The sequence below is a fragment of the Buttiauxella sp. A111 genome, assembly GCF_014189855.1.
Classification (GTDB): Bacteria; Pseudomonadota; Gammaproteobacteria; order Enterobacterales; family Enterobacteriaceae; genus Buttiauxella; species Buttiauxella selenatireducens.
This window is the reverse complement of sequence record NZ_BJFN01000001.1, coordinates 110,951-136,234: the sequence shown is the minus strand read 5'-3', so window position 1 is coordinate 136,234 and position 25,284 is coordinate 110,951. Positions and strand designations below refer to the sequence as shown.

At 52.9% G+C, this 25,284-nt stretch carries 24 protein-coding genes; 16 read left to right on the top strand and 8 right to left on the bottom strand.

Annotated elements, in window-relative coordinates; all coding sequences use genetic code 11:
• The first annotated feature begins 11 nt into the window (after nt 1-11).
• Nucleotides 12-905, top strand: coding sequence for an ABC transporter six-transmembrane domain-containing protein (locus BSPA111_RS00530; RefSeq protein WP_183269274.1), 894 nt, complete (start codon nt 12-14; stop codon nt 903-905).
• A gap of 12 nt (nt 906-917) precedes the next feature.
• On the opposite strand, the gene tyrP is transcribed toward BSPA111_RS00530, so the two are convergent.
• Nucleotides 918-2,129, bottom strand: a complete 1,212-nt coding sequence (gene tyrP, locus BSPA111_RS00525) for a tyrosine transporter TyrP (RefSeq protein ID WP_183269273.1) — start codon at nt 2,127-2,129, stop codon at nt 918-920.
• A 230-nt stretch (nt 2,130-2,359) separates the two neighbouring features.
• Here tyrP and BSPA111_RS00520 point away from each other — a divergent pair, with 230 nt between their 5' ends.
• The gene (locus tag BSPA111_RS00520; protein ID WP_183269272.1) at nt 2,360-2,689 is read left to right on the top strand and encodes a cupin domain-containing protein; all 330 of its coding nucleotides are present in this window, start codon (nt 2,360-2,362) and stop codon (nt 2,687-2,689) included.
• 63 nt (nt 2,690-2,752) lie between these two features.
• On the opposite strand, the gene tynA is transcribed toward BSPA111_RS00520, so the two are convergent.
• Both tynA and paaZ read right to left on the bottom strand, forming a co-directional pair.
• Nucleotides 2,753-5,014, bottom strand: coding sequence for a primary-amine oxidase (gene tynA, locus BSPA111_RS00515; RefSeq protein WP_183269271.1), 2,262 nt, complete (start codon nt 5,012-5,014; stop codon nt 2,753-2,755).
• Between the two features lie 176 nt (nt 5,015-5,190).
• Nucleotides 5,191-7,236: a phenylacetic acid degradation bifunctional protein PaaZ gene (gene paaZ / locus BSPA111_RS00510; protein WP_183269270.1), complete on the bottom strand. Its 2,046-nt coding sequence runs from the start codon at nt 7,234-7,236 to the stop codon at nt 5,191-5,193.
• A gap of 286 nt (nt 7,237-7,522) precedes the next feature.
• On the opposite strand from paaZ, the gene paaA reads away from it, so the two are divergent.
• Genes paaA through paaK form a run of 11 tightly spaced genes read left to right on the top strand, consistent with a single transcriptional unit; the run spans nt 7,523 to nt 17,099 of the window.
• On the top strand, nt 7,523-8,452 hold the full coding sequence (paaA, locus tag BSPA111_RS00505) for a 1,2-phenylacetyl-CoA epoxidase subunit PaaA (protein WP_183269269.1): 930 nt from the start codon (nt 7,523-7,525) through the stop codon (nt 8,450-8,452).
• 11 nt (nt 8,453-8,463) lie between these two features.
• Nucleotides 8,464-8,751 carry a 1,2-phenylacetyl-CoA epoxidase subunit PaaB gene (gene paaB, locus BSPA111_RS00500; RefSeq protein ID WP_183269268.1) on the top strand — a complete coding sequence of 96 codons (288 nt, stop codon included), beginning with the start codon at nt 8,464-8,466 and terminating at the stop codon, nt 8,749-8,751.
• Nucleotides 8,752-8,759: 8 nt separating this feature from the next.
• Nucleotides 8,760-9,515: a 1,2-phenylacetyl-CoA epoxidase subunit PaaC gene (paaC, locus tag BSPA111_RS00495; protein ID WP_183269267.1), complete on the top strand. Its 756-nt coding sequence runs from the start codon at nt 8,760-8,762 to the stop codon at nt 9,513-9,515.
• Nucleotides 9,516-9,525: 10 nt separating this feature from the next.
• On the top strand, nt 9,526-10,026 hold the full coding sequence (gene paaD / locus BSPA111_RS00490; protein WP_183269266.1) for a 1,2-phenylacetyl-CoA epoxidase subunit PaaD: 501 nt from the start codon (nt 9,526-9,528) through the stop codon (nt 10,024-10,026).
• Between the two features lie 7 nt (nt 10,027-10,033).
• Entirely contained in the window at nt 10,034-11,101 is a 1,068-nt protein-coding gene (gene paaE, locus BSPA111_RS00485; protein WP_183269265.1) for a 1,2-phenylacetyl-CoA epoxidase subunit PaaE, read from the top strand.
• A complete protein-coding gene (paaF, locus tag BSPA111_RS00480) occupies nt 11,101-11,868 on the top strand; it encodes a 2,3-dehydroadipyl-CoA hydratase PaaF (protein ID WP_183269264.1) in 768 nt (255 codons plus the stop codon). The genes paaE and paaF overlap by 1 nt, the downstream gene beginning before the upstream one ends.
• Before the next feature lie 2 nt (nt 11,869-11,870).
• Complete coding sequence (gene paaG, locus BSPA111_RS00475) at nt 11,871-12,656, top strand: 2-(1,2-epoxy-1,2-dihydrophenyl)acetyl-CoA isomerase PaaG (RefSeq protein ID WP_183269263.1); 786 nt, start codon at nt 11,871-11,873, stop codon at nt 12,654-12,656.
• Between the two features lie 2 nt (nt 12,657-12,658).
• Entirely contained in the window at nt 12,659-14,140 is a 1,482-nt protein-coding gene (paaH, locus tag BSPA111_RS00470; RefSeq protein ID WP_373925619.1) for a 3-hydroxyacyl-CoA dehydrogenase PaaH, read from the top strand.
• Nucleotides 14,130-14,555: a hydroxyphenylacetyl-CoA thioesterase PaaI gene (paaI, locus tag BSPA111_RS00465; RefSeq protein WP_183269261.1), complete on the top strand. Its 426-nt coding sequence runs from the start codon at nt 14,130-14,132 to the stop codon at nt 14,553-14,555. Before paaH ends, paaI begins: the two co-directional genes overlap by 11 nt.
• Complete coding sequence (gene pcaF / locus BSPA111_RS00460; protein WP_183269260.1) at nt 14,552-15,760, top strand: 3-oxoadipyl-CoA thiolase; 1,209 nt, start codon at nt 14,552-14,554, stop codon at nt 15,758-15,760. Before paaI ends, pcaF begins: the two co-directional genes overlap by 4 nt.
• Nucleotides 15,761-15,782: 22 nt before the next feature.
• Nucleotides 15,783-17,099 carry a phenylacetate--CoA ligase PaaK gene (gene paaK / locus BSPA111_RS00455; protein WP_373925611.1) on the top strand — a complete coding sequence of 439 codons (1,317 nt, stop codon included), beginning with the start codon at nt 15,783-15,785 and terminating at the stop codon, nt 17,097-17,099.
• Nucleotides 17,100-17,124: 25 nt separating this feature from the next.
• Here the strand turns inward: paaK and BSPA111_RS00450 are convergent, their stop codons facing one another.
• Both BSPA111_RS00450 and BSPA111_RS00445 read right to left on the bottom strand, forming a co-directional pair.
• Nucleotides 17,125-17,502 (bottom strand): transcriptional regulator, encoded by a 378-nt coding sequence (locus tag BSPA111_RS00450; protein ID WP_183269259.1) that lies wholly within the window; start codon nt 17,500-17,502, stop codon nt 17,125-17,127.
• Nucleotides 17,499-17,864, bottom strand: a complete 366-nt coding sequence (locus BSPA111_RS00445; protein WP_183269258.1) for a DUF6516 family protein — start codon at nt 17,862-17,864, stop codon at nt 17,499-17,501. The genes BSPA111_RS00450 and BSPA111_RS00445 overlap by 4 nt, the downstream gene beginning before the upstream one ends.
• Nucleotides 17,865-18,171: 307 nt before the next feature.
• Between BSPA111_RS00445 and paaX the strand changes: the two genes are divergently transcribed.
• Together paaX and paaY are read left to right on the top strand one after the other, a co-directional pair.
• Entirely contained in the window at nt 18,172-19,104 is a 933-nt protein-coding gene (gene paaX, locus BSPA111_RS00440) for a phenylacetic acid degradation operon negative regulatory protein PaaX (protein WP_183269257.1), read from the top strand.
• A gap of 9 nt (nt 19,105-19,113) precedes the next feature.
• Complete coding sequence (gene paaY / locus BSPA111_RS00435; protein WP_183269256.1) at nt 19,114-19,704, top strand: phenylacetic acid degradation protein PaaY; 591 nt, start codon at nt 19,114-19,116, stop codon at nt 19,702-19,704.
• A 61-nt stretch (nt 19,705-19,765) separates the two neighbouring features.
• Here the strand turns inward: paaY and feaR are convergent, their stop codons facing one another.
• Entirely contained in the window at nt 19,766-20,674 is a 909-nt protein-coding gene (feaR, locus tag BSPA111_RS00430) for a transcriptional regulator FeaR (protein ID WP_183269255.1), read from the bottom strand.
• A gap of 257 nt (nt 20,675-20,931) precedes the next feature.
• Here feaR and BSPA111_RS00425 point away from each other — a divergent pair, with 257 nt between their 5' ends.
• Nucleotides 20,932-22,431, top strand: a complete 1,500-nt coding sequence (locus BSPA111_RS00425; protein ID WP_183269254.1) for an aldehyde dehydrogenase family protein — start codon at nt 20,932-20,934, stop codon at nt 22,429-22,431.
• Between the two features lie 42 nt (nt 22,432-22,473).
• Here BSPA111_RS00425 and BSPA111_RS00420 read toward each other — a convergent pair whose 3' ends face one another.
• Nucleotides 22,474-23,682, bottom strand: coding sequence for a glycoside hydrolase family 10 protein (locus BSPA111_RS00420; RefSeq protein ID WP_373925610.1), 1,209 nt, complete (start codon nt 23,680-23,682; stop codon nt 22,474-22,476).
• A gap of 266 nt (nt 23,683-23,948) precedes the next feature.
• The gene (locus tag BSPA111_RS00415; protein ID WP_373925618.1) at nt 23,949-25,283 is read right to left on the bottom strand and encodes an HlyD family type I secretion periplasmic adaptor subunit; all 1,335 of its coding nucleotides are present in this window, start codon (nt 25,281-25,283) and stop codon (nt 23,949-23,951) included.
• Between the last annotated feature and the right edge of the window lies 1 nt (nt 25,284).

The following is a 25,284-nucleotide window of genomic DNA, read 5'->3' as shown; positions in this document are numbered from 1 at the left end:
AAGTTAAAGTCATGTCTACTTGTCATCAAACCGCGCAGATTAAACCCTCGCTCGGTGCATTGAACACCATAAAAAAACTCGCAAAACTCCACAGTAAAAAGCTGATTATTACGCTGATGCTGGTGGTCGCTGAGAATGTCGTTTACTTGCTGTATCCCTTAATGGCGGGCTTTGCCATCAACGCAATCATCAAGGGGCAATCGCTGCATGCGTTGCTGTATGCGCTGGTGGTTTTTATTATGTGGGCGATAGGTGCTGCACGCCGCAGCATGGATACGCGCACTTTTGCCAGAATCTACGCAGGTCTGGCGGTGCCGGTTATCCTGGCGCAGCGTAAAGACGATCATAGTCATTCTACCATTGCAGCCCGCGTGACGTTGTCACGTGAATTTGTGAATTTCTTTGAAACACACCTGCCTTTGTTGATTACGTCGCTGGCTTCCATCATCGGTGCGGTGATTATGCTACTGACTATTGAGTTCTGGGCGGGTGTTGCGTGCCTTGGAGTGCTGATCTTCTTCTCACTCTTTTTACCGAGTTACACGCGTAAAAACGAAATGCTGTACGAGAAGCTCAATGACCGGCTAGAAAAGGAAGTGGGTTTCGTAGGGACAGCCAGTGAAAACACGCTCAACAAGCACTACAACTTTTTGGCGCGGGTGCGTATTCGGTTGTCTGACCGGGAAGCGTATGGCTATCTGTCGATTGGTATTGCCGCAGCGTTCCTGTTCGCCACGACCATTTGGCTAATGACCGTGAAGGGCGTCGGGAACGCCGGGCATATTTACTCGGTCATGACCTACATGTGGATGTTTGCCATGAGCCTTGATGACGGTCCATCTCTGCTGGAAAAATACTCGCAGCTTAAAGAGATAGGCAAGCGGGTGAACACCGGGCTGGTGTGATCGCTTAGGGAATTAACCCACGTCAGGCAATGCGCCGGTTGCAATCAACGCCTGGATAACTATGACCGCAACCCCGCAGGCAAAGACTAAAATGAGCAGCGGTTTGCCACCGGCAACACGGTAAACCGCGTTTGTTTGAGTCTGGCGACTTTTCCATACCAACAGCGACGGGATGATCAGCGCTAAAATCGCCAGCGCAACACCTGCATAACCCAGCGCCATCACAAAACCTTGTGGATAGAACAGGGCGAAGACCAGCGGTGGTACAAAGGTCATCAGCCCTGTTTGCATGCGCCCGGACGCTTTACGGTTGCGGTTGAACAAATCGCTCAGGTAATCAAACAACCCCAACGACACTCCCAGGAATGAGGTGGCCAGCGCCAGGTCGGCAAATAAGTGAACTGCCAGCTCAACATGCGGTGAGGCCACCACTTCACGAACAGCCTGCAATAAACCATTCAACCCGGAATGATTGGCTAACAGCCCACTGAATACGCCGGAGTCAATCGCACCCAACGTCGCGACTTGCCAGAAAATATAAGCCACTAAGGGGATTGCGCTGCCGATGATAAACACCCAACGCAACTTACGCAGATTTCCGTCAAGATAGCTGACAATGCTTGGCACGCTGCCATGGAAACCAAACGAGGTGAAAATCACCGGAATGGCAGAAAGTGCGAGGCCTTTTTCCAGCGGCAACGTCAGCAGATTAGTGTGGTGGATATGCGGCATCATCAACGCCAGCATCACCACCAACATAACAATCTTGGCGCTGAATAATATGCGGTTAAACATATCCACCATATGTGTGCCGATACAAACAACCCCACCGGCAACAACAGTGAACAGTAACACCCCAGTGGAGACAGAAATCGTCGTTGAGAACCATTGACTGAGGCTTGCTGACAACAACTCACCCGCACCGCTGATATATGCTGCGGTTAACGCATACATCAGGAATAACATGCTAAAACCGGTGAGCCATTGCCCCGGTTTACCGAGATAACGCCGGGCGAGTGTGCCAAGACCGGTATCGGCGGAAACGTGCTGATAAACCTCCACTAATAACAGTGCGGTGTAACACATGAGGCCCCAAAGGCCGACCAACAAAAGCAAGGTTACGCCAAAACCAACCCCTGCTGACGCCAGCGGCATTGCCAGCATTCCTGCGCCAATTGTGGTTCCTGCGACGATAAAGATACTGCCAAGAGTGCGATTCTTCACGCTTCCCTCTGAATTTACGCTTGTTATAACGACATTGTGCCGCGCAGGTTAAGGGATTGCGGAGAGTCCGTCAAATGTGAGTTACAACTGGTGTAATTGTTTCTTTACGATTACGGGCGATTGCCTAAAGTCACCACAAGAAAACGAGCGGATTGTGCCTGGCGTTTGTCCGGGAAAGACTGAATCTTCGCTACGCTTAGTGCAGTGATGTGCTCAAAGAGGGTGCCGAAATGATTGAGAATTTGTTTACACATTTTCCCGATGCGGTAGCGCATCAGGAGGCGGAAACATTTGAAGCGCTGTTAAACGCACCCAACATAAAAATTGAAAGAATCATTTCTACCGGGCAATCCACACCCCCTGACACCTGGTACTGTCAGGATGAGTGTGAGTGGGTCATTGTGTTGCAAGGTTCTGCTGGTTTACGTTTTGAGCAAGAAGCGCAGACGCGAATACTTTACCCAGGGGATTTCGTCAATATTCCTGCGAAGAGTCGTCACCGTGTCGAGTGGACGGATGCGAAGGGGCCTACTATTTGGCTTGCGGTGCACTATTTATAGAGCTTAAGGGGAAAAAGGGGGATGTCGCTTGCGCTAATCCCCCCTCTGGTCATCTACAGCGCCTTACTTCTGCTCTTTTTTCCCTGCCAGATTCAGCGTGGGAGTTTCATCAAAAAAGTTCCACGGTTTCAGCAGCGTGTGGACCCATTCCGTTGGCATGATTGGCCACTCTTCAGCGCGGGCAACGTGGGTGGTGCCGGTGGTCATCCAAACCACGTCATCCTGGTTATCCAGTGACTGATTATCTTTGCTGTACAGACCAAGCCCGGTGTCGTGTGCCGAACGGTTCGGGTATTTGCCTTCCGGGTAACGTTCATCAGGGTTGTATCGCGTCACCCACAACTGTTTATCCATAAAGCTCAGGCGGTGATAAATCCACTCGTCTGGGGCGAACTTCGCGCCAGTTGCCACCGGATGCGTACCGCCTGCATACGGGATGATTTGGTACGAAACCGGGTTGCCCATTTTGTTCTCTTTACTGGTGTTGCTCAGTAAACGAATCGTGCCTGGGTCAAACTTCTGCGCGGCATCCTGCTCAGTCGTAATGTCATGCTGGTTGATTTGCATGGTACTGGTGCGCGGGCCGCCAGCGGTGTTCGGTTTCACTTCCGGGTCGAGTGCGACCAGTTTGTTGTTCTCACCATCCACATCCATATCCAGGCGGAAGTTGTAGATGTGTTGGTGTGTGGTGCCAACGATATTGTGGTCGATAAGCGTGCCGTATTTAGTATCGTCTTTGGCGGTTTCATCGTGCATGGTTTTGGCTTTCACGCCTTTCACCGCTTCAATACCGGTTGCGCCCGCATCAATGCCGATAGTGCCGTTCTGGTGGAATACCCAGTCAAAGATGTAATCGTAGTTGCCCACGGTACTGATCCAACGCACGACCAGTTCGCGGCGTTCGGTACTGATATTCGGTTGGCCCATTTCCTGATGTTTGTATTCAGGCCCGGCGTAGCGTTCAAAAATTGCGACGGCGTGCGGGATAGTGGTCGGTTTGCCGGTGTAATCAGCGATAGTTTCATCCAGCAATACCGCATTGCCTGGCGCATCTTTGCCACGTGCAATAGGGGATGTCAGCGTACCCATGCCGTAATCACCCGCATCCAGATACGCTTTGAAATACCAGCCAACGTCAGGGTCACCGTAAGGGACGATCATGCCGCCCAGCGACCCTTCGTACATCACTTTACGTTTGTTGCCGTTGTCGTTGAAGGTCACGGTCGAAAGAATCGGCCCAACACGCGAGTTCAGACGCAGGTGGAAATCCCAGTTTTGCCAGTGAATGGTATCGCCGGTGATGGTGTAGTTTTTGCCTTCAGGTTCAATGATTTCTAGCGGTTTAATGGTTGGCGCCGCGCGGTCGCGGCCATCAAACGGACGCGGATTCATCGGAACCGGGATCACCTGGCCTTCTTCAATCTTGATGATTTTCTTCTGCTCAAGATCGACCACGGCGACAAGGTTTTCAATCGGATGCGCCCAGTAGTTGCCATCACCCGTATCCAGATAACTCACGACTTTAAGCAGGCGCTGGTTCTGTTCCAGCCCATCTTTACCATCAAAGAATCCGACTGTCAGCGGGGTAGTAATGACTTTTGTTGGGTCGTCGATGCCATGTTTCTTCAGCGCTTCAGCGTACTCTTTACTGCCGTTGATAATAGTCTGCACGCTGACGAAATCGTCAATCAGAACCATGCCGTGCGCACCTTCAATCGGTGTCCACGACACGACTTTCCCGGCGTCTAAATCCACCACACCTTCAACGATATGGATCCCGTCGAGCATAATCACATCCGCCTGACGAGGAGCCGTCACCGCCGCGCCGCTCATGACAAACTGCCAGACCTGATCTTTTGGCGGCTCGTGCAGCGATATTTCGGTAAAGCGGGTCCCGCTTTTAAATTCAGGCGCTGCTTGTACAATCGACACCGCCTTTGATATTTCATCGGCGGTCAATGAATTAAGCGGATGTGGTTTTTTCTCGACGGCGAAAGTTTGATCCAGACCAGACTGGAAGACCTCGTTAATAAAGGTATCTGAAATATACGCTTTCTTATTTTTAAAGATAATCGGCACTTGCAGCTGCAATGTTTTGCCATTCACCATCGCCGATTTGGCATTGGGTTTAACTTTCACAAATGCGCCGTCTTTAACGATGGTGAACATCTGTGCATAGTCATCCCACTGAATATCTGCACCAAACTCCGTCAGTGTTTTTTCCATCGGCACCATATGTGCCTCGCCGCCGTGGGCAAGGGCGCCTGAAGAGGTCAGGAGTGCGATTGCTAAAGCCAGGGCTTTCTTTCCGGTAGTTAAATTCATGAAATTCTCACTCTTGGCTGATGTGTTTTATTGTTGTGTGTTTATAAAAGGGCATGAATTCAACATAACAACTTCTGCGACCAGATATATTGTGCTGCTTGCCAACTTCTTTGTTGGCTTTGCCAAATTAGTTAAAACTCCCTCTCCTTTGGGAGAGGGTTGGGGTGAGGGGAATATTAAGCGTCAAAATCCCCATTCTTACGCGCAACCAGCGTCAAAATGGAATACAACGCAACAGACTGGTTTTCCTGGTTCAGCACGTCCACTGCCCATTCCACGACGCCGACCGGTTTATCTTCCGCCGTTTTCTGGGATTTGGCCGTTTTGCGCTTGCAGGTCAGACGGACTTGCAGGGTATCGCCAATTTTCACCGGTTCGATAAAGCGCAGGTTCTCCATTCCGTAGTTGGCAATAACAGGCCCTACACCCGGGTCAACAAACAGGCCTGCTGCGGCAGAAACCACAAAATAGCCGTGGGCTACGCGCTCGCCAAAGAACGATTCTGCCGCGCCGATTTTGTCGACGTGGGCATAGAAATGGTCACCACTGAGGTTGGCAAAATTGACAATATCGGCTTCGGTAATGGTGCGACGCGCCGTCAGCAAGCTTTCGCCAACCTGCAAATCTTCAAATTGTTTACGGAACGGATGGACGGCATCTTCTTTAACCGCCGCACCATAGCTCCATTGCTTGCTCACCGCCGCCAGCATGGATGGGCTGCCCTGAATCGCCGTGCGTTGCAGGTAATGTTTCACCGCACGCAAGCCACCCAGTTCTTCACCCCCTCCAGCACGCCCAGGGCCACCGTGAACCAACATCGGCAGTGGCGAGCCGTGGCCGGTAGATTCCACGGAAGATTCCTGATTGAGTACCTGAATACGTCCATGCGCCCGGGCAGCACCCAGAATAAACTGGCGCGCAATATCGCCATTCGCCGTCACCAGCGTCCCCGCAAGGCTACCCTGGCCTGCACGGGCAAGTGACATTGCATGTTCCGCATTGAGATAAGGCATCACGGTGGCAACCGGGCCGAAAGCTTCCAGTTCATGAACCGCAGGCGTTTCATCCGGCTGGAGACACAGCAACAGCGTCGGTGGGAAGAATGCGCCTGCGCGAGAGGTGTCTGCTTCGCCACCAACCACCACTTTGCACCCCGCGTTAATCAGCTGCTGGACTTTGCTCTGGACATCATCACGCTGCTCAAGACTGACCAGCGCCCCCATCTTCACGCCTTCCTGGGCCGGGTCGCCGGGCTGGATTTTGGCAAGTTTTGCCTGCAACGCTTGAGTTACGTTTTCCAGTTGCGCCTGAGGAACGATGATGCGGCGAATAGCGGTACATTTTTGCCCGGCTTTTGCCGTCATTTCACGTACCACTTCACGAATAAACAGCGCAAATTCAGGCTGATCTGGCGTGATATCTTCCCCCAGCACACAACAGTTCAGGGAGTCCGCTTCCATGGTAAAGGGCACTGAGCGGGCAACAATATTGGGGTGACAACGTAACTTCTGGCCGGTGTTTGCAGAACCGGTGAACGTCACCACATCCTGCTCGTCGAGCAAATCAAACAGGTTAGCAACGCCGCCGCAAATCAGGCTGATTGCGCCGTCTGGCACCAGCCCTGAATCAACAATCGACTTCACCATTGCCTGAGTCAATTGGGCGCTGGCGGTGCCGGGCTTGATGATGGCAGGCAACCCTGCAAGCCACGTAGGCGCCAGTTTTTCCAGCATTCCCCAGCAAGGGAAGTTAAACGCGTTGATGTGCAGCGCCACGCCGGATTTCGACGTCAGCACATGGCGGGCGGCAAATCCACCTTGTTTAGATAGCGGGATCATTTCGTCTTCTGGCCATAACACATCATCGGGTAGTTCGCGGTTTCCCATGCCCGCGTAGGCGAACAGGGTGCCGATACCGCCCTCGATATCCACCCAGCTATCCGCGCGCGTTGCACCGGTCTGATATGAAATCGCGTAAAACGACTCTTTGTTTGCCAACAGATGTTTTGCGACTGCTTTGAGCATTGCGGCGCGTTGAACAAAGGTCATTGAGCGTAATGCGGTGCCGCCGTTGTCGATGGCGTAACGGCGCGCCTGCGCCATATCCAGCCCTTCGCTAGTCACCTGGTACAACGCTTCGCCGCTAATTGCATGATTTATCGTGCGTTCTTTGCCGTGACCCATCACCCACTGACCAGACAGATAGCTTGTTAACTGTTGCATCTCACACCCCGTTAAGCATTACGTTTAATTGCCTCAATGGTTGGTTTGTGAATCATAAAAATCAAGATGTAATTTAATAATATATTAACAATGTGATTACGCGTGATTTTCGATGTTTTGTTATATATATGAATAATATGAATTATTTAAAATTTATCGTGATAATGCTCACAAAGTGTATGTGTTAATTTTGGTGTTTTGATTAACTTATCTGTAACTTTTAATCATCAAGTGATTCGCATAATCGCAATTATCGAATCTATTTTGAATCATAAAAGGTGATGACGTGACTGAACAACACCGCTTTGATGAGCGAATCGCACAGGAAATTGCTATCGAACCGCAGGACTGGATGCCTGATGAATACCGCAAAACGCTGATCCGCCAGATTGGGCAACACGCCCATTCCGAGATCGTTGGCATGCTGCCGGAAGGCAACTGGCTGACCCGCGCCCCAAGCCTGAAGCGCAAAGCTATTTTGTTAGCGAAGGTGCAAGACGAAGCCGGACATGGGCTTTATCTGTATAGCGCGGCGGAGACGCTGGGCTGCGCACGTGAAGACATCTACCAGAAGATGCTCGACGGCAAGATGAAATACTCCTCCATTTTCAATTATCCCACGCTGAACTGGGCCGATATTGGCGTGATCGGCTGGCTGGTTGATGGCGCGGCGATCGTTAATCAGGTCGCTCTGTGCCGCACCTCCTACGGCCCGTATGCCCGTGCGATGGTGAAAATTTGCAAAGAAGAGAGTTTCCATCAGCGCCAGGGTTTTGAAGCTTGCACTGTACTGGCTGAAGGCAGCGAAGAGCAGCGTCAGATGTTGCAAGACGCCATCAACCGTTTCTGGTGGCCTGCATTGATGATGTTTGGCCCGAACGATGACAACTCGCCAAACAGCGCCCAGAGCCTTGCCTGGAAAATCAAACGTTTTGGCAATGACGAACTGCGTCAGCGCTTTGTGGACAACACCGTACCGCAAGTCGAAATGCTCGGCATGACGGTGCCGGACGAAGGCCTGCACTGGAACGACGCCACCGGACATTACGAGTTCAGTGAAATTGACTGGCACGAATTTAATGAAGTGATTGCAGGACGCGGGCTGTGCAACGAAGAGCGACTGGCCGCCAAACGCAAAGCCTGGGAAGAGGGCACGTGGGTACGAGAAGCCGCCCTTGCTTACGCCGAAAAACAACACGCCCGCACTGTCGCCTGAAGGAGAATTTTATGAGCAATGTTCACTGGCCGTTATATGAAGTGTTTATCCGAAGCAAACAGGGTTTGTCGCATCGTCACGTTGGCAGCTTGCACGCCGCTGATGAACAAATGGCACTGGAAAACGCCCGCGATGCCTACACCCGCCGATCTGAAGGCTGCTCAATTTGGGTGGTGAAGGCGAGTGAGATCGTCGCGTCACAACCAGAAGAACGTGGTGCGTTTTTTGATCCTGCGGAAAGCAAAATTTATCGCCACCCCACGTTTTACACCATCCCTGATGGCATCGAGCACATGTGAGGCGCGAAATGACTTATTCCCCATTAACCACCTACACCTTGCGCATCGGCGATACCTGTCTGGTGCTGGCCCAACGCTTAACGGGCTGGTGCGGACACGCGCCGGAGTTAGAGATTGACCTGGCGTTAGCCAACATCGGTCTGGACTTACTCGGCCAGGCGCGCAATTTCCTGACCTATGCCGCTGAACTTCAGGGCGAAGCGCTTGATGAAGACAAACTGGCATTTGGTCGCGACGAACGTCAGTACTGCAATGTCTTACTGGCAGAACAACCGAACGGCGACTTTGCCGACACGTTGATGCGCCAGTATCTGCTGGATGCCTGGCATGTGGCGCTGTTTGAGCGCCTGGCGCAGAGCCGCGATACCCAACTTGCCGCCATTGCCGCGAAAGCGATTAAAGAAGTGCGTTATCACCTGCGATTCAGCCGTGGCTGGTTGGTGCGCTTAGGCAACGGTACGGAATTCTCTCAGCAGAAAATGCAGCAATCACTGAACAAACTGTGGCGTTTTAGCGGCGAAATGTTTGTGGCCGACGAGCTGGAAATTAACCTTGCGCAGCAAGGTATCGCCGTCGACCCACGCACGCTGCGTGCGACGTGGGAGGCGGAAGTCTTCGGCGCTCTGCTGGAGGCCACACTCGTCAAACCACAGGAAGCGCAATATCGCACGGGCGGAAAGCAGGGGCTGCACACCGAGCATCTCGGCCCGTTACTGGCGGAAATGCAGTATCTGCAACGCGCTTACCCTAATCAGCAGTGGTAGTGAGGTAAAGATGCAAACTCTCGATGTGGTTGAACCGGCACAAGTCCGCGAGGTATGGCGCATTCTCGGGCAAATCAGCGATCCGGAAATCCCGGTGCTGACCATCACTGACCTTGGCATGGTGCGCAGTGTTCACCATCGTGATGACGGTTGGCACATTGGTTTCACGCCGACCTATTCCGGCTGCCCGGCCACCGAGTTTCTGCTTAAGGCGATTCGCGAAGCGATGGATCAGGCCGACCTGCATCCGGTGCACATCGAGCAGATGCTGCACCCCGCGTGGACCACCGACTGGATGACTCCTGCGGCCAAAACACGTTTGCGTGAATACGGCATCAGCCCGCCACAAGGACACGCATGCCACGCCACATCAGCCGCCGTGGACGTCAGTTGCCCGCGCTGCGGCAGTTTACATACCTCGCTGATTAGCGAATTCGGTTCCACTGCCTGCAAAGCGTTATATCGCTGCGATAGCTGCCGTGAACCCTTTGATTACTTTAAATGTATTTGAGGTTGCCATGACGACGTTCCATTCGCTAAAAGTGGCGCGCATTGAGCAGGAAACTCCTGAAGCGGTTGCCATCACGTTTGAAGTGCCTGCGGATTTGCAGACACATTATGCGTTCAAACCCGGCCAGCATTTGACTCTGAAAACGCGTCTGGGCGGTGAAGAATTGCGCCGTTGTTACTCCATTTGCCGCGCCGAACAACCGGGTGAAATTTGCGTGGCGGTGAAAGCCATTGAAGGTGGGCGTTTTTCGCAGTACGCCGTCACCGACCTGGTGGCGGGCGTGGCGATGGACGTGATGATCCCGCAGGGAACATTTGGTTACCAACCGCAACCGGAAACCACCGGCAACTATTTAGCACTGGCGGTCGGCTCTGGCATCACCCCAATGCTCGCCATCGTCAGCGCAACACTGGCTACCGAACCCAATAGCCGCGTGACACTGGTTTACGGCAACCGTAGCAGTCGCAGCATGATGTTCCGCACCGCCCTTGCCGATCTGAAAGATCGCTACCCGCAGCGTCTGCAACTTATTTACCTGTTTAGCCAGGAAGTACAGGAAAGCGAACTGCTCAGCGGGCGGCTTGACGGCGCGAAAATCAAGGCGCTGGGTGACCATCTGCTGGATGTAAAAGGCTTTGATCGGACCTTCATCTGTGGGCCACAGAGCATGATGCTGGAAACCGAAGCCGCGCTGCTGGAAATGGGTGTCGCCCAACAAAACATTTTCATCGAACACTTCAACACGCCAGGCACCGCACCGAGCCGTAAAAGCCGCGAGCAGGCCGCCGGAAAAGTGGTAACGCTGCGCCAGGACGGGCGCGACCGCAAAATTACGCTCGACTCCCACGACGAAAGCATCCTCGACGCAGCCTTGCGCCAGGGCGCGGATCTTCCCTACGCCTGTAAAGGCGGCGTGTGCGCCACTTGCCGCTGCAAAGTGGTGAGCGGTGAAGTGGAGATGGGCGTCAATTACAGCCTCGAGCCGGATCAACTGGCGGCGGGTTACATCTTGAGTTGCCAGGCACTGCCAAAAGGCGACAACGTCGTGATCGACTTTGACGCGCAGGGGTTGTGATGAACGAACTGTTAAGCAGCCAAAAACAGCGAGTGCTGACGCTGACGCTAAACCGCCCGGAAGCCCGCAATGCCTTGAACAACGCGCTGCTGGAGCAACTTGCACAGGCACTTGAGAAAGCGCAACACGACGACAGCGTTGGTGCAGTGGTTATCACCGGTAATGCACGGTTTTTCGCCGCCGGAGCCGATCTCAAAGAGATGGCCAGCCGTGATATGCCCGCTACCTTAAACGACCCGCGCCCACAACTTTGGGCGCGCATCGAACGATTCCCTAAGCCTTTGCTGGCAGCCGTCAACGGTTATGCGTTAGGAGCTGGCTGCGAGCTGGCCATGCTTTGCGACATCGTGCTGGCAGGGGATAACGCCAGTTTCGGATTGCCGGAAATCACGCTGGGCATTATGCCGGGCGCTGGCGGCACGCAGCGTCTGATTCGTAGCGTCGGGAAAGCCCTGGCTTACCGCATGGTGTTGACCGGTGAAGCGATTAGCGCAACACAGGCGCAACAGGCGGGGCTGGTTGCAGAGGTCACTCCGGCTGCGCTAACGCTGGAATACAGCCAGAAACTGGCGGCACGCATCGCGCAACATGCGCCGTTGGCATTGCAGGCAGCAAAAATGGCGCTGCGCCAGGCGCACGAGATTTCACTTACACAGGGTTTGCAGCAAGAGCGTCAGCTTTTCACGCTATTGGCTGCGACCGAAGACCGGCAGGAAGGCATCGCCGCATTCCTGGAAAAACGACCCGCTGCGTTTAAAGGACGATAACCATGAATTTCATTCTTAGCGATGTGCAACACGGCGTGATGACGCTGACGCTTAATCGCCCTGAACGCCTGAACAGTTTTAACGATGAAATGCACCGCCAGCTGGCTGAGGTTTTGACCCAGGCCGAGCGTGATGACTCCATCCGTTGCCTGCTGATCACGGGCGCAGGACGCGCATTTTGTGCAGGGCAGGACTTAAACGACCGTAACGTCGACCCGACGGGTGCTGCGCCGAACTTAGGCGCGTCGGTGGAAAATTTCTATAACCCGCTGGTTAAGCGCCTGGCAAAACTGCCAAAACCGGTGATCGCCGCGGTTAACGGTGTTGCCGCCGGTGCCGGTGCAACCCTTGCGTTGGGATGCGACATGGTTATCGCAGCACGCTCAGCGAATTTTATTATGTCTTTCAGTAAATTAGGCCTGGTCCCTGACTGCGGTGGCACCTGGTACTTGCCACGACTGGCCGGACGGGCGCGCGCCATGGGACTGGCATTGATGGGCGATAAACTCAGCGCACAGCAGGCTCTCGACTGGGGCATGATCTGGCAAGTCGTTGATGACGAGTCATTAAACGACACCGCCCGACAACTCGCCACGCACTTTGCCAGCCAGCCGACGTTTGGCCTGGGGCTGGTGAAACAGGCGCTCTATGCCTCGGAAACCAATACGCTCAATGAACAACTCGACCTGGAGCGCGATTACCAACGCCTGGCGGGACGCAGCGAAGATTATCGCGAAGGGGTGTCGGCATTCCTGACAAAACGCCCTCCGGTGTTTAAGGGGAAATGATGATGCTGACTCCACATTCAGTTATCGCCGTGATTGGCAGCGGAACCATGGGAGCAGGAATTGCTCAGGTTGCTGCTCAGGCGGGGCACCAGGTCAGGATTTATGATATCCAGCCAGGCGCTGCGGCGCGTGCCATCGATGGTATCGCCACAACACTGAGCGCTCGGGTGGCAAAGGGCAAGCTTTCAGAAACCGACAAAAATGCCACCGTTAACCGTTTACTGGCGGCACAGAGTATTCATGAACTGGCTGATGCGGCACTGGTGATTGAAGCGGCTGCTGAGCAAATCGATATCAAACAGGCGATTTTCCGTGAGCTTGCAGCGGTGTGCTCGCCCGACACGACGTTCGCCAGTAACACCTCGTCAATTTCCATTACCGCGATTGCCAGCGGCGTTGAATACCCGCAGCGCGTTGCTGGGCTGCATTTCTTTAATCCGGCTCCGGTAATGAAACTGGTGGAAGTGGTGAGCGGGCTGGAAACCTCGCCCGCCGTGCTGGAAAGCCTGACTGAACTTGCGCTCCGTTGGGGGAAACAGCCCGTGCGTTGCCACTCCACGCCGGGATTTATCGTCAACCGCGTTGCGCGTCCTTTTTATGCTGAAGCGTGGCGGGCACTGGAAGAACAGATTGCACCCGCTGGCGTGATTGATGCGGCACTGCGCGACTGCGGCGGCTTCCCGATGGGGCCGCTTGCACTGACAGATTTGATTGGTCAGGACGTTAACTTTGCCGTGACGTGTTCGGTGTTCAACGGCTTCTGGCAGGAGCGACGTTTTTTACCATCACTGATTCAACAAGAACTGGTGCTTGGTAAACGTCTGGGCAAGAAAACCGGGCAGGGTGTGTTTAGCTGGCCGCTCAATGAATCCTTGCCATATCAGGCGGTACTGCCCTCCAGTGCGCAAGCTGGGCACATTCAACGCCACGGTCGCGCAGCATGGCTCAATAATACGGAATCTCGTGACAGTGTCACTGATTCATCTCTGGAACTTGATGACGTTTGGGTACAGGTCACACAAGGTGAAACGGCGACTCAACTGGCAAAACGTCTGCAACGGCCAGTGGTATTGCTGGATTTGGTAAATGACTGGCAGCGCTCACCGCTGGTTGTACTGGCGGCGGCAGCAGGTAACACGCCGGAACAAACCGCCAAAGTGGTTCGTTTCTTCCAACAGCAGGGCAAACAGGTACTGATGCTGAGCGATTACCCTGGCATGTTGGTGTGGCGCACCGTGGCAATGTTGGCCAATGAAGCGTCGGACGCGCTGCAAAAAGGGGTGGCCTGCGAACAAGACATTGATACCGCCATGCGTCTGGGGGTGAATTATCCACACGGCCCGCTGGCGTGGGGTGCAGAACTTGGCTGGCAGAACGTGCTGCGTCTGCTGGAAAACCTGCAACAACATTACGGCGAGGAGCGCTATCGCCCGACATCGCTGCTGCGTCAACGCGCACTGCTGGAGACTCAACATGAGCATTAATGCATGGGCCAACGCCCGGGAAATGTACGCCCGCGATAACTGTGCGCAGCAGATGGGCATTGAAATCCAGGAGATGGGCGAAGGTTTTGCACGCCTGACGATGACCATTACGGAAGCCATGCTCAACGGCCACCAGACCTGCCACGGCGGGCAACTGTTTACGCTCGCTGACACCGCGTTTGCCTACGCCTGCAACAGCCAGGGGTTGGCAGCCGTAGCATCCGGTTGCAGCATCGATTTTGTCCGGCCTGGGCTTGCGGGCGACACACTTACCGCGATTGCTCAGGTGCGCACGCAGGGGCGGCTAACCGGCGTCTATGACATTGAAATTCTTAATCAGCACGAGAAAACGATAGCCCTGTTCCGCGGGCGTTCGCATCGCATCGGCACAACTGTTTCTGGAGCCAAACTATGAACGACGCATTTATCTGTGACGGTGTAAGAACGCCCATTGGTCGTTACGGCGGAGCACTTTCCTCCGTACGTGCCGATGATCTGGCCGCCATCCCGCTTAAAGAGTTGATGGCGCGTTACCCGAATCTTGACTGGAACGCGGTGGACGATGTTCTCCTCGGTTGTGCAAATCAGGCGGGGGAAGATAACCGTAACGTGGCCCGCATGGCGACATTGTTAGCGGGTCTGCCGCAGACAATTTCTGGCACCACGATTAACCGCCTCTGCGGCTCGGGTCTTGATGCGTTAGGTATGGCTGCGCGGGCAATCAAAGCCGGTGATGCCGGATTAATCATTGCCGGTGGTGTGGAGTCAATGTCACGCGCACCGTTCGTGATGGGCAAGGCAACTACCCCGTTCCAGCGGCAGGCAGAGATGTTCGATACCACTATCGGCTGGCGTTTTGTGAACCCGCTCATGGCTGAACACTTTGGTACTGACAGCATGCCCGAAACGGCAGAGAATGTAGCTGAGTTGTTAAGCATAACCCGTGACGATCAAGATGCATTCGCGTGGCGTAGCCAACAACGTGCAGAGCAAGCACGTAAAAATGGTGTGCTGGCGCAGGAAATCGTACCGGTGGTATTGAAGGGTAAGAAAGGGGCGGTGACGGAAGTTCGCGAAGATGAACATCCTCGCCCTGAAACAACTTTGCAACAACTCAATGGATTGAAAGCACCGTTCCGCAAAAACGGGGTGATCACCGCAGGCAATGCTTCTGGCGTAAACGATGGTGCCGCAGCGCTGATTATTGCAAGCGAAGCTGCTGCCCGCCGTCACGGTTTAACGCCACGAACCCGCATTGTGGCGATGGCAACTGCGGGTGTCGAACCGCGCTTGATGGGACTTGGACCGGTACCTGCCACCCGCAAGGTGTTGGAACTGGCCGGACTTTCTATCAACGATATGGATGTCATCGAACTCAATGAGGCCTTTGCCGCGCAGGCGCTGGGAGTGTTACGACAATTGGGGCTGCCTGACGACGCCCCACATGTTAATCCCAACGGCGGCGCGATTGCATTAGGCCATCCATTGGGCATGAGTGGAGCCCGACTGGCGCTAGCCGCCAGCCACGAACTGCATCGTCGCAAGGGACGTTTCGCCCTGTGTACGATGTGTATCGGTGTTGGCCAGGGCATTGCCCTGATCCTTGAGCGTGTGAGCTAATCAACCCTGCGAGTACCCTATAATGATAAACACAACAACTAAGCTGGAACCGATTGAAACCGCGTCGCTTGATGAGCTGCAGGCCTTACAAACGCAGCGTATGAAATGGACGCTTAACCACGCCTACAACAACGTGCCGATGTACAAACGCAAATTTGACGCGGTCGGTGTGCATCCTGATGATTTCAAAGAGCTAAAAGATATTCGCCTCTTTCCGTGCACCACAAAACAGGATTTGCGCGACAACTATCCGTTTGACACCTTTGCTGTGCCGATGGAGCAGGTCGTACGTATCCACGCTTCATCTGGCACCACCGGTAAACCAACGGTTGTCGGTTATACGCAAAAGGACATTGATACCTGGGCCGACATCGTTGCCCGTTCTTTGCGTGCTGCGGGCGGTACGCCAAAAGACAAAATTCATGTGGCTTATGGTTACGGTTTATTTACCGGCGGCCTTGGCGCGCACTATGGCGCTGAACGTCTTGGGGCGACGGTTATCCCAATGTCAGGCGGGCAAACAGAGAAACAGGCTCAGCTTATTCGTGATTTCCGCCCTGATATGATTATGGTGACGCCATCCTGGTGCCTGAATCTGATTGAAGAGCTGGAACGCCAGATGGGCGGAGATGCGCGGGATTGCTCGCTGCGTGTTGGGGTGTTTGGTGCTGAACCGTGGACACACGCCATGCGCCGTGAAATCGAACGTCGCCTGGGGATCACCGCACTGGATATTTACGGTTTGTCTGAAGTGATGGGACCGGGTGTGGCGATGGAGTGTCTGGAAACCACCGACGGCCCGACCATTTGGGAGGATCACTTCTATCCTGAAATCGTCGACCCGATTAGCGGAACACCGCTGGAAGATGGCGAGCAGGGCGAATTACTGTTTACCACGCTAACCAAAGAAGCACTGCCGGTGATTCGCTACCGAACACGCGACCTGACCCGCTTACTGCCAGGCACCGCGCGCACAATGCGTCGCATGGACCGCATTACCGGACGTTCAGACGATATGCTGATCATCCGTGGTGTGAATGTGTTCCCATCACAGCTCGAAGAAGAGATTGTGAAGTTTGAACACCTTGCGCCGCATTATCAGTTAGAAGTGCATCGCGACGGCCATCTCGACACGCTTTCCGTTAAGGTGGAGCTGAAAGAGAGCAGCTTGTACCTGAGTCAGGAACAGCGTTGTTCTGTCTGCCATCAGTTGCGCCATCGTATTAAGTCTATGGTTGGCATTTCTACGGATATCAGCATTGTGAACTGCGGCAGCCTGCCACGCTCGGAAGGAAAAGCGATTCGCGTTTGCGATTTACGCCAGGCGGCTAATCAGTAACTTTCACGCCCCTACGGGGGCGTGTTTACGAGGCGAGAATTCGGGCTTCCAGGGCGCTGTCGACGATAATTTCAAAATCGGTAAACAGCGCTTTAGGTGTGACTTTGCGACCCGTTTTGATCAACTCGACAAATCCGTACCCGTTTAGCGTCTGCAAAGTGACTGACAAATTACTGAGCTGACGGTTCGACAAAGCCGCCAGTTCAGTGATTGTTTCAGGTTGATGTTCAGCTATGAGTCGCAAGAGTGCGATGTTTTCAGGGTTGAGGATTTGGCCCAACGCGTTGATGGATGTGAACCAAATTTTAGGTTCATCCGGTGCCCGGTGATACTTGCCGGACACGATAGCAAGCATATGTTTTTGGATAAGTTCATTCTGCATGATGCCAATTCTTGCCTTCATCGCTTTCTCCTTGATTTGATGATCTCATCACTGTGTTTAAAAAAATCTTCCAGCAGTTGTGACGCTGAGGAAAATTCATAGAAATGTCCTTTATCAGACGATGTCAGGTGAACGTGATCCCGGACGATTCGGCTGCCAAACTTCCCATTGCTAGCCGCTCTGATGCCATGAGCATTGTCATAACCAAAAATACGCGTGTTGTACTTATTATGTAAGGTTAACGAATAACGAATACCGTGCGGACAAAGGACCGAACGTGGAACGCACCAGGCTTCAGCTTTCCACCAAAACCCATCGTCCATATGAACAACGACACCATGAAGTTCCAGTAACCACTGCAAGCCAAAATCTTCTCTTTCCATCGAGCAAAATCCTTACTTATGACCCAATCATAATGTTGGTTTGTTTTTTATGCAATCGAAGAATGAAGGGGAAAAAATGGCTGCACAACACACGAGGTAAACAACGTGGAAGCACCTCGCAAAATGCAACATTTTGACTGATGAGTTGTGGCGTTCTGCGGCGCCGTGGCTCGGCGCAATCAATAAACAATGCATGTATTAATTAAATATCAAAATTGTGAATCATATTTGTAATGGCATGATTTTTATTATCTTTGTTGTGCTATGTTTTAGGTATTGACGGTTTAAACGGAACTTTCGGCTATCTATGAGCAACAAACTGGAACAGTTTATTCAGCAGGCGGTCAGTGCCGTCCCCATTAGCGGAACATCGCTGATTGTCTCTTTGTACGGTGATGCTCTGGCTCATCGCGGTGGGGAAATCTGGCTTGGAAGCCTTGCGACCATGCTGGAGTCACTCGGTTTCGGCGAACGTTTCGTGCGCACTTCGTTATTCAGACTCAACAAAGAAGGCTGGCTTGATGTGGAGCGCGTCGGGCGGCGTAGTTTTTATCGCCTGACCGAGATGGGCCAGCGTATGACCCGCCGTGCTGAAGCGAAAATCTACCGTGCCGGCCAACCTGAATGGGATGGCAAGTGGTTGCTGTTACTTTCTGAAGGGCTTGAGAAAAACACCCTGCAACAGGTTAAAAAACAGCTTATCTGGCAGGGATTTGGCACGCTTGCGCCGAGCCTGATGGCCTCACCGTCGCAAAATCTTGCCGATGTACAGAGCTTGCTGCATGAAGCCGGTGTTGCAGATAACGTCATCTGTTTTGAAGCCAGTTCCCCCCTGCAGGCCTCAGAAACCGCGCTCAAAGCGCGAGTCGAAGAGTGCTGGTTACTCACCGATAAAAATGAACGCTACGGCGAGTTTATTAACTCGTTTCGCCCGTTATTGCCGTTGCTACGTGAGGCGGACGAGAGCGAACTGACTCCACTGCGCTGTTTCCAGATCCAACTTCTGCTGATCCATTTCTATCGTCGCGTCGTGTTAAAAGACCCACTGCTGCCGGACGAATTGCTGCCGCCGCACTGGCAGGGGCAAAGTGCCCGCCAACTGTGCATCAACATTTACCAACGTGTTGCCCCCGGCGCGCTGCAGTTTGTGAGTGAACATGGCGAAACCTCGGTTGGCGATCTACCGCAGCCGGGAAGCGGTTATTTCCAGCGTTTTGCTGGTATCAATGTGAATCCGTAAGGGAAAATTATGCCTGTATATCAAATCGATGGGCTTACGCCCGTGGTACCGGAAGACAGTTATGTGCATCCCACAGCCGTATTGATTGGCGATGTGATTATTGGCCATCGTGTGTACATCGGGCCCAATGCCAGTTTACGCGGCGACTTTGGGCGCATCATCGTTAAAGATGGCGCTAACGTTCAGGATAATTGCGTGATGCACGGTTTCCCGGAGCAGGACACCATTGTTGAAGAGGACGGACACATCGGGCATGGTGCGATCCTGCACGGCTGTTTGATTGGCAAAAATGTGTTGATTGGCATGAATGCGGTCATCCTTGATGGCGCACAAATTGGCGAAAACAGTATTGTTGGCGCTACGGCGTTCGTTAAAGCGAGAGCTGAATTTGGCGCCAATCAAATGATCCTTGGCAGCCCGGCAAAATTCGTGCGTGAGTTGCGTGCGGATGAAATTGAGTGGAAGAAGAAGGGCACGCGTGAATATCAGGAACTGGTGATTCGCTGTCAGCAAACGATGCATCAGGTTGAACCGTTGCGTGAAGTTGAAGCCAATCGCCATGAAAAAACGATGGGCAGCGTTTACCAGCCAAAATCGTAGCGTCTTGCAAGAACCGAAGAAAATGCAGGGCGGTGTTGTCGCTTGTCCACCCTGCGAAATCCTATTGCCAGCGCTTACGGTACTCCCCAGGTGATACGCCGAAACGAAGCTTAAATGCGGTCGAAAAGTGACTGTGATCGGTGAATCCCCAGTTATAGCCAATACCTGCCAGTTTCTCGGTAGCGCTCGCAGTGCGCAGCGCTTGTGCACATAAATCCAGGCGGCGGTTTTTAATATATTGCGCTACCACCAGGCCTTTATCGGCGAACATACGATACAGGCTGCGCACTGACATTCCTGCTTCACTGGCAATCCATTCCGGGCGCAGATCTTCTGACTGAATATGGCTATCAATCAGCCCCATCACGCGCTCAAGTTGCTTATCACGCCTGGAGTGCGGGGCATCATGCATCTGCAACATCGGACGGAGCAGGCAGATAATCGCTTCCAGTGCGGCTTCGCTTTCACAGATATTCAGAGTGGGGTTTTTCATACTTTCATGGAGCAGGCGCTGGCTCATTTTCACCACCGGCATGTCGGCACTCAGCCGTTGCGCACAAGGCAGATCGCCCGAACGCCGGTTTTGTTCAATTAAGTGACGCGGAACCAGCAGCGAGATTTGTTTCGTGGGCTGGGTATACATAATGCTACACGGGCGCGAAGCGTCGATAAGGGTGATATCACCGCCGTGCAAGACGGCCTGATTGTTGCCTTGTTCCAGAACCGCCTCGCCATCAAGCTGAAACACGGTGTAAAACCAGGCGTCGTTGCTGCGGGCGACTTCATATTGAGAGCGGAACAGGCGCGAATGCGCGGTTTCTACCACACTCAGTTTCATGGCATTGGCGTGATACTCCTGCAAAGATCCGTGGAATCCGCCATCTAAAAGTTGCCCGGAGAAAGGGCCGCAGGCGCGGTTGATATGCTCGAGCCAATTATCAAAACGCTCGTTACTTGCCGATTCAGCCATTGTTCACCTCACCAAATGCACCCACGGTGCCACGTGTTAATTCATTGTTACAGCTTGCGCGATACGAGAGAAGGTCTTCGCGTCTGGTATAGGAATTCACTATAGATAAATTGGGCGATAAAACGGCGAGCTTTGTCGCCAATTGTGTGGGCTGTCACAGGGAACAAAGTAATTGTCAGGCAGATGAAAACCATTTATGCCGCCAGACCCTAGACTTCAGGCAGGGCTTCTCGCCATGACGATAATAAGGAGAAACTATGTCTGCTAATACTGTTGCTGTTCTCGAGTCGGTTCAATCTTTCCTGGCACGCAATCATGGGCTGTATATTGACGGAAAATGGCAGTCTTCTGGTTCTTCATCACGCCTGAGTGTCTATAACCCAGCGGACGGGCAACAAATCGCAACCAGCGCTGATGCCAACGAAGCGGATGTTGATAAAGCCGTGACCTCGGCCTGGCGTGCATTCACCAGCGGTGTGTGGGCCAATATGCTGCCCGCCGCCCGTGAACGAATCTTACTGAAATTTGCTGACCTGGTTGAGCAACACGCTGAGGAGTTGGCGCAGCTTGAAACTCTCGAGCAGGGCAAGTCCATTAATATTTCCCGTGCCTTCGAAGTGGGCTGTGCGCTTAACTGGATGCGTTACACCGCAGGGCTTACGACCAAAATCAGTGGGCGCACGTTAGATGTGTCGATTCCCATGCCTGAAGGCGCTCGCTACCAGGCATGGACGAGAAAAGAGCCGGTCGGCGTGGTTGCAGGCATTGTGCCGTGGAACTTCCCGTTGCTGATTGGGATGTGGAAAGTGATGCCGGCACTCGCCGCAGGCTGTTCGATTGTGGTCAAGCCGTCGGAAACCACACCGCTGACCCTTCTGCGTGTTGCAGAATTAGCCAGCGAAGCGGGTGTACCCGATGGCGTCTTTAACGTCGTGACGGGGAGCGGTGCAGTCTGCGGGCGGGCGCTTTCACAACATCCGCTGATCGCAAAAGTGAGTTTCACCGGTTCTACCGCGACGGGCAAAGGCATCGCACGCGCGGCGGCGGATCGTTTAACTCACGTTACGCTGGAATTGGGCGGCAAAAACCCGGCCATCGTGCTCAAAGATGCCGACCCGGCGATGGTGATTGAAGGGTTAATGGCCGGGAGTTTCCTGAATCAGGGGCAAGTTTGCGCGGCCAGTTCACGCATCTACATTGAATCCCCGCTGTTTGACACACTGGTGAGTGGGTTTGAGCAAGCGGTGAAATCGCTGTCCGTCGGCGCGGGCATGGATATGACCACGCACATAAATCCGTTGGTGTCTAAAACGCATCAGCAAAAAGTAGCCAGTTATCTGGATGACGCTAAGCGCAATCATGCTGAGATTATCAGCGGGAATGCTGCGCCAAAAGGTGAGGGTTACTACGTCACGCCAACACTTGTGGTCAATCCTGCGGCGGAATTGCGCTTGAATCATGAGGAAGTGTTCGGACCAGTGGTGAATCTGGTTCGGGTTAACGATGCGGAAGAAGCACTGCGCCTGGCGAATGATACCGAATATGGTTTAACGGCCAGCCTGTGGACGAATAATTTGCAGGCGGCAATGAGTTATTCATCGCGCATTCAGGCGGGCACGGTTTGGGTAAACAGCCATACGCTTATCGATGCCAATATGCCCTTTGGTGGCATGAAACAATCGGGTTCTGGCCGAGACTTTGGCCCAGACTGGCTGGATGCCTACACGGAATTAAAATCAATTTGTGTACGTTATTAATTAAAAACCCCGGAGTAATCCGGGGTTATTTTTTGACTCGCCTTAGCTGCCCCAACGGCTTTTAAGGTAGCTGACGGCTTCACGCGTCTGCGGTTGGTTGAGATAGTCTTCCCTGAACAAAATAGTGCCGTCGATGTGTGGCATTGACTCGTTCATATCAAGCTGTTTTTTCAGCTCCGGCACGCCGCCATTGATCACCCAGTCTGGCTCGACCTTCGAACGCTCACCGACTTTATACAGCGCAACGCCAATATAGAGACGCGTATGGGTAGGTTTCACCACCTCTGACCACCATTTTGCCAATACATCGTAACGGGCGGCGTCACGGGCGAACGGCCAGTACAATTGTGGGGCGATATAATCCAGCAGGCCTTGTTGCACCCACTGGCGGGTATCGGCAAATGATTCATCGTATGCTGCAGCTCCTCGCGTATCAGAACCCGCTGGGTCGAATGAGCGATTGCGCCAAACACCGGCAGGGCTAACACCGAATTCAACGCCTGGTTTCAACTGCTTAATCGTGCGAGAAACCTGCTCAATTAATTGCTGAGTATTGTGGCGTCGCCAGTCCGCTTTTGCGTTAAATGCCTGCCCATATTGTTTAAAGGTCTGGCTGTCGTTTAGCGCAGAGCCGGGGGACTCGGTGTAGAAGTAATCATCAAACTGTACGCCGTCAATATCATAACCTTTGACCACTTCAGCCACGATGCTGGTTATCCAGTCACGCGCTTCAGGAATACCTGGGTCGACGACGAAACGGTCGCCCGCCGTACGGATCCAGTCGCGATGCAGGACATAAACACTCGACGGATTCGCAGACAACGTGCGGTTGAGCCTGGCAACGGTTGACGATGTCGTGTTGGTGGAGACACGGTAAGGGTTAAACCAGGCGTGGACCTTAATGCCACGTTTATGCGCTTCTTCAATCATAAATTGCAGCGGGTCGTAGCCTGGGTTCTCACCAATATTCCCCGTAAATACATCAGACCACGGCAAAATTTTTGATGACCAAAGAGCCGTACCGTCCGGTTTAACCTGGAAGAAAACGGTGTTAATACCAAGGCTCTTCAGCTTATCAAGTTTGTCGGTGAGAGCCTTTTGTTGCACGCGTATGCGAACATCAGGGTCACTGATATCAGCAGAAGAGACCGGTGGCCAGTCGAGGCGCGACACGGTCGCAAGCCAGACACCCCGCATCGGTTCACGCGTTTGATCCGTTTTCCCATGAGCAGGAGGCGTCACAGACGGCAACGGAGTTACCAGCGATTTCGGCGGTTTGGATGAACAACTGGCGAGTAACAAAACAGCGGCAACAAGGGTGCCTAACTTTTTCGCTTTAAGAACACGGGAAACGCTGCGAGGGCTGCTGATGATAGACTCCAGTTTTTTCAGGGCGCGACTAAAAGAATTATTCTCTTATGATTTAAATTTAAGTCAATCAAACCCGCTACCCAGAATGGCTAAATCAGCCAGTTCTGGCGAGTGGGGTGACGCCCACTCACCAGACAATGCGTGTATCAGTACTCTTTAAACGCCAGTTCCAGGCGTGCGATCAGCGGTTTGAACAGGTAGCTTAAGAATGTCCGCTCGCCGGTTTTTATCGTCACACTTGCGGGCATGCCAGCTTTAATTTTGTAGTCTCCCAGTAAATGCACACCCTCTGCGGAAACTTGTACCTCGGCAAGGTAATAGGGTTGTTGTGTGACTTCATCGATTAAGCGGTCAGCGGAAATGGTTAAGACACGGGCAGGCACCGACGGTAATAAAGCGTGATTGAGGGCAGGGAATAGCACATCAACCGTTAGCCCCGGGACCAGTTTATCAATAGCGTGTACCGGTATTTTGGCATCGATTTGCAAGGGTTGTCTGGCGGCAATAATATCCATTAAATGCTCGCCTGGCTGAATGACACCGCCCACCGTGCTGACTTTGACATCCAGCACGATACCGTCAATCGGCGAGCGAATTTCCGTGTTATCCAGTTCGTGCCGCGTCGATACCAGTTCATCTTCCAGCATGGCGACTTCTTTTTGTTTTTCCGTTAATTCGGATTCCACTTCTCGCAAATATTGGTGGCGCACTTGATACGCTTTGATTTTCAATTCATTTTGTTGTGATTTTAGCTTGGCAATATTCAGAATATCCTCTGATACACTCCCGGATATTTCGGCAGCTTCACGTTCCAGTACCAGTAATTGTGCTTTGGGGTAGTAGTTTTTTTCACTGAGCGCTCTTATTGCGCCTAATTCTCTGGTGATGAGGTTGAACTGGTGATCCCGATACCCCTTTATTCTATTTAGATTTTCAGTTTGCCCCAAAAGGCCATCGAGTGTTTCCTGAATCATGGATAATTCATCCTCGATCGTTTTTTTGCGGGTATCAAATAATTTGGCTTGCAGGTTTCGCACTTCGGCCAAACGTTTATTATCGGCAAATTTCTCTGTCAGGGTATTATCGAAAGCAATAGTATCCAGGCCGTCTCTTTCCGCCAGCAAACGATCTTCAATGCTTTTTGCTGAAATATATTGCGCGTTTAATGCGCTGTACCGCATGTCGAGCTGCATTTTGTCCAGGCGAACTAGTACCTGATCCTTTTTGACGACGTCTCCTTCTTTAATAAAAATATCGGTTACCCGACCACCGCTCAGGTGTTGAATCGTTTTACGGTTACTCGAAACCGTCACCGTGCCGTCAGCCACAACACCGGCATCCAAAGGTGCCTGTACCGCCCAAAACAAGAAGCCACCGACGCCCAGAACAATGACGATTATTCCGCGCAAGATAGGCGGCCAGATGCGCGTATCCACACGGTCTGAGCCAGCTGCTTTATCGTTTTTTTCGTTATTTTTCATC